This window comes from Microbacterium sp. H6, assembly GCF_003314775.1.
In the GTDB taxonomy this organism is placed as follows: domain Bacteria; phylum Actinomycetota; class Actinomycetes; order Actinomycetales; family Microbacteriaceae; genus Microbacterium; species Microbacterium oxydans.
This window is the reverse complement of sequence record NZ_QOAY01000134.1, coordinates 2,321-6,378: the sequence shown is the minus strand read 5'-3', so window position 1 is coordinate 6,378 and position 4,058 is coordinate 2,321. Positions and strand designations below refer to the sequence as shown.

Sequence of the window (4,058 nt, the reverse complement as noted above, 5' to 3'; positions counted from 1 at the left end):
GCGGAAGATCTCCGCCCGGTTCTCTGGGGTGTAACGGCAGTTGACGCTCTTGCCGGCCAATCCGATCACGAGGGCGGCACCGTCGACTGCGCGATCGATCTCCACCTGATCGCCCCAGCGGATGTCGGCGCCTGAACGCGAGATCGTGACGACCTCGCGCCCCTCCGCGCGGAACCGGGGCACGAGGAAGCGCCCCATGAACCCGGTGGAACCGCCGATGACGACCCGTCCTGTGCTCATGCGGTCTGCTCCTTCTCGTGATGCTGGATGCGATAGGCGAACTCTCCCCGATACTCGTACAGGCGGCCGAGGAACGGCGCATCGACGGTCAGGGCCATGCGCTGCCGATCGAGGTCGTCGTCGAAGCGCTCGGTGAGGCGGATGACAGGTGCCACGGGCCGGGGGATCCGCACCCGGAGGCGACCGAAGCGAAGTCCGACGGCTCGGCTCCTCAGATGCAGTGCGCCCTGACGTACCTCGACGTCGAAGCAGGCGGCGAGGAGGCCCGGTTCGCCGAGCTCGTCGACGACGCGGCCATGGCGGGTGAGTGCGACGGCGTCTCGCATGGTCCACGTGCCACGGCCGAAGAAGAAGGTCCGCTCACTGAGCGCTCTGGACGCGATGGAGCGGTTCTCGACCCGGAACGGCACCTCTCGCTCCCACCCCGCGGCGACCACGCCGCGTCGTTCGAGGACCCGGAGGAAGGGCCACAGCCATCGACGCGGAGTGCCCACTCGCTCGAACACCCCCTCGCCGATGCCGGTCGCTCCGTCCGGGATCGGTGCGAAGTACAGGCGCAGTCGGGGGTGAAGGTCGGCCATGCGCTCGCCGAGTGCTCTGGCGTACGGGGACTGCGGCACGGGCGTCACGGTTCGAGCCTAGCCTCGGCTTCGCGTCGCCCCGCACTGCGGTCCACCCGTCGTCAGGCTCCTGGTCGCAGCAGTCGATCGAGCAGGGCGAGCGCCTCGTGCTGAGGAGCGGTCTCGTCGAGCAGCCACTGCGTCTGCAGGCCGTCGGACGCCGCCACCACCAGGGCTGCGACCGCATCGGCGTCGAGGTCGTCGCGGATCCTCCCCTCCTCCTGCTGGCGTCGGACGACGTCGGCGAGTCGGGCGCGGAGGCGCGTGAAGCGACCGGTGGCGAACGTGCGCGCCGCCGGATGGCCCTCCTCGAGCGCCGTGGCGACGAGCGTCGAGTACAGCTGCACGAGACCGGGTATCGCACGGTTGAGCCGCGCGGACTCGATCATCATCTCCACCGGCGTCGCGTCGGGCGGGGGAGAGCTCGGTTGGCGCGACGGTACGGTGCTCTCCTCGTACACCGCGACGAGGAGCTCCTCCAGGGAGCCGAAGTAGTGGGTGAGAGCCGCGTGCGTGACCCCGACCTCGCGCGCGATGGCCCGCAGGCTCGTGCGGTCGGCGCCACGTTCGGCGAACACCTCGATGGCGCGGTCGAGGATCTCCTGCCGACGGGCGATCCCCTTCGCGTAGGCCCCGCGCTGCCGTGGGGGCTCCGGGGGTTCGGGGGTGTCGAGAGGCATGAGGGCAGTCTAGCGATTTAAAACTTCCGCGTGGAGGTATTTGGTGATAGCGTGCCTGAACGGGACACCGGTCCCGCAACGTCACCGATGACCGAAGGAGCACGACCGATGACGATTCGGACTTCCCTGCAGCTGTTCACCATCAAGGACGAGCTGGAGGCCGACCTCGAATCCTCCCTGCAGGCGGTGGCAGCCCGCGGTTTCACGGCCGTCGAGCCGTACGACTTCGTGCGCCGCGCCGAGCCCCTCGCAGCCGCGCTCACCGCCGCCGGTCTGGTCGCCCCCTCCGGACACGCCTTCCTGGCGTCGCCGTCGTTCGTCAACCCCGACGGCAGCGGCACCACGGTGCCCGTCCCCTCCCCGGCTGAGGTCTTCGCCGCGGCGAAGGTGCTCGGCATGGACACGGTCATCGACCCCTACACCGAACCGGCGCGTTGGGAGTCGATCGAGCAGATCGAGGAGACGGCGCGACTGCTCAACGAGGCCGCGGAGATCGGTGCGGCCGTCGGTGTGCGGGTCGGATACCACAACCACGCCCACGAGCTGGAGGCCGTGTTCGACGGCGTCACCGGCCTGGAGGTCCTCGCCGGGCTGCTCGACGACCGCGTCGTGCTCGAGGTCGACCTGTACTGGGTGGCCCGTGGCGGCGTCGATCCCGTCGCGCTGCTGGAGCGTCTGGGCAGTCGGGTGATCGCCGTGCACGCGAAGGACGGCACACTCGACCCCGCACTCGCGGGAGCGTATCCGCCCGCCGATCAGGTGGCCGCCGGTGAGGGTAACGTCCCGCTGATCGAGGCCATCACCGCAGCACCGGCGCTGGAGCTCGCGATCGTCGAGTTCGACCACTACGAGGGCGACCTGTTCGACGCCGTCGAGCGCAGCCGGGTCTACCTCGACGAGAAGGTGGCGGCCTGATGGCGGTGGGCGTCGGCATCATCGGTGCCGGGAACATCAGCGACCAGTACCTGTCCAACCTCACGACGTTCCCCGATGTGCGCGTCGTCGCGATCGGCGACTTGCTCGAGGAGCGCGCCAAAGCGCAGGCCGAGAAGTACGGCGTGCCTCGTGCCGGCGGTGTCGACACGGTGCTCCAGGATCCGGAGATCGACATCGTCGTGAATCTCACGATCCCAGCCGTGCACGTGGAGGTCTCCGAGGCGATCATCGCGGCGGGGAAGCACGTCTGGACCGAGAAGCCGATCGGTGTGAGCCGTGAGGAGTCCCGCGGCCTGCTGCAGAAGGCGGACGCGGCGGGCCTGCGCGTCGGCGTCGCCCCCGACACCGTCCTCGGTCCTGGCGTGCAGACGGCGAAGCGAGCGATCGCGCGCGGAGACATCGGGCGTCCGCTGTTCGCGCAGACCACGTTCCAGTGGTCGGGACCGGAGATCTTCCACCCGAATCCCGCGTTCCTCTACGCCAAGGGCGGCGGACCGCTGCTCGACATGGGGCCGTACTACGTGTCGGCCCTCGTGCACGTGTTCGGGCCTGTCGCCTCGGTCGCAGCACTCGGACTGCAGGGCTCTCCCACGCGCCAGGTGCAGGTCGGTGAACTCGCAGGCCAGGAGTTCCCGGTCGAGATCCCCTCGACGCTCAGCGTGCTGATGGCGTTCGAGGAGGGCGGGCAGGCGCAGAGCCTGTACAGCACCGACTCACCCGTCGTCCGCCAGGGCATCGTCGAGATCACCGGCACCGAGGGCACGATCGTGATCCCGGACCCGAACACGTTCGGCGGCGCGATCTCGATCACCCGTCCGCTCACACGTCTGTTCATCCCGCCGGAGCCCGTGCAGCAGGAGATCATCGACGTCGAGCAGGAGGGCGTGCTGTCCGGCCGCGGCGTCGGGCTGCTCGACATGGCGCGGGCGATCGCCGCGGGGCGTCCACACGTCGCCACCGGCGAGTTCGGCTACCACGTGCTCGACACCCTACTCTCGATCGAGGAGGCCGCCGAGGCGCGGAGCTTCGTCGAGGTCGAGAGCACCCTCGATCAGGTGGGGTCGATCGCCGCGGACTTCGACCCGTTCGAAGCCACGCTCTGACACCGGCCGTACGTGGCGGCCAGGAGCGGATCACCGCGTCCTGGCCGCCACGTCGCGGACCACTCTCAGGGCTCGAGCAGGCGGACGAGACGCTCGTGCCCGGTCTCCTCGAGTTCCGCGATGTCGTCGCGGGACTTCAGGAAGTCGGAGAACGACCGGTAGCCGAGTGCCTTCTCGCTGAACGACGGGTCCATGCGACGCATATGCGTCTTGACCGCGGAGCTGTGCAGCCACTCGTCGGCGTCGGCCTTGTCGTGCCCCAGACGGAGCGCGCGCTCCAGCAGCTGCGTCGCCACCTCCTGATCGTCGACCTTGTCCTCGACCCGCACTTCCTCCGCCTTCGGGGCGGCCTTGGATCGCGATCGCTTCGAGGCGGCCTTCGGCTTCGAGGCGGTCTCCGTCACCGTCTCGGCGACAGCCTCCGCCTCCGCCACCGGCGTCGGCGCCTCGACCGCGGGAGTGGCCGCGGCGGCGGCGAC

At 69.7% G+C, this 4,058-nt stretch carries 6 protein-coding genes; 2 read left to right on the top strand and 4 right to left on the bottom strand.

Annotated elements, in window-relative coordinates:
- From DSP71_RS08530 to DSP71_RS08520, 3 genes are all read right to left on the bottom strand, one after another.
- On the bottom strand, positions 1–240 hold a 240-nt coding region (locus DSP71_RS08530), incomplete at its 3' end, for an NAD-dependent epimerase/dehydratase family protein (RefSeq protein WP_113680858.1).
- Positions 237–869, bottom strand: coding sequence for a DUF4166 domain-containing protein (locus DSP71_RS08525; RefSeq protein ID WP_113680857.1), 633 nt, complete (start codon positions 867–869; stop codon positions 237–239). The genes DSP71_RS08530 and DSP71_RS08525, both read right to left, overlap by 4 nt.
- A gap of 53 nt (positions 870–922) precedes the next feature.
- Positions 923–1,540 carry a TetR/AcrR family transcriptional regulator gene (locus tag DSP71_RS08520; protein ID WP_113680856.1) on the bottom strand — a complete coding sequence of 206 codons (618 nt, stop codon included), beginning with the start codon at positions 1,538–1,540 and terminating at the stop codon, positions 923–925.
- A gap of 108 nt (positions 1,541–1,648) precedes the next feature.
- Here DSP71_RS08520 and DSP71_RS08515 point away from each other — a divergent pair, with 108 nt between their 5' ends.
- Positions 1,649–2,455, top strand: a complete 807-nt coding sequence (locus tag DSP71_RS08515; protein ID WP_061018261.1) for a sugar phosphate isomerase/epimerase — start codon at positions 1,649–1,651, stop codon at positions 2,453–2,455.
- Entirely contained in the window at positions 2,455–3,579 is a 1,125-nt protein-coding gene (locus tag DSP71_RS08510; protein WP_113680855.1) for a Gfo/Idh/MocA family protein, read from the top strand. Before DSP71_RS08515 ends, DSP71_RS08510 begins: the two co-directional genes overlap by 1 nt.
- 65 nt (positions 3,580–3,644) lie before the next feature.
- Here DSP71_RS08510 and DSP71_RS23425 read toward each other — a convergent pair.
- Positions 3,645–4,058: OST-HTH/LOTUS domain-containing protein (locus DSP71_RS23425; RefSeq protein ID WP_258546338.1), on the bottom strand; the 414-nt coding region annotated here is incomplete at its 5' end.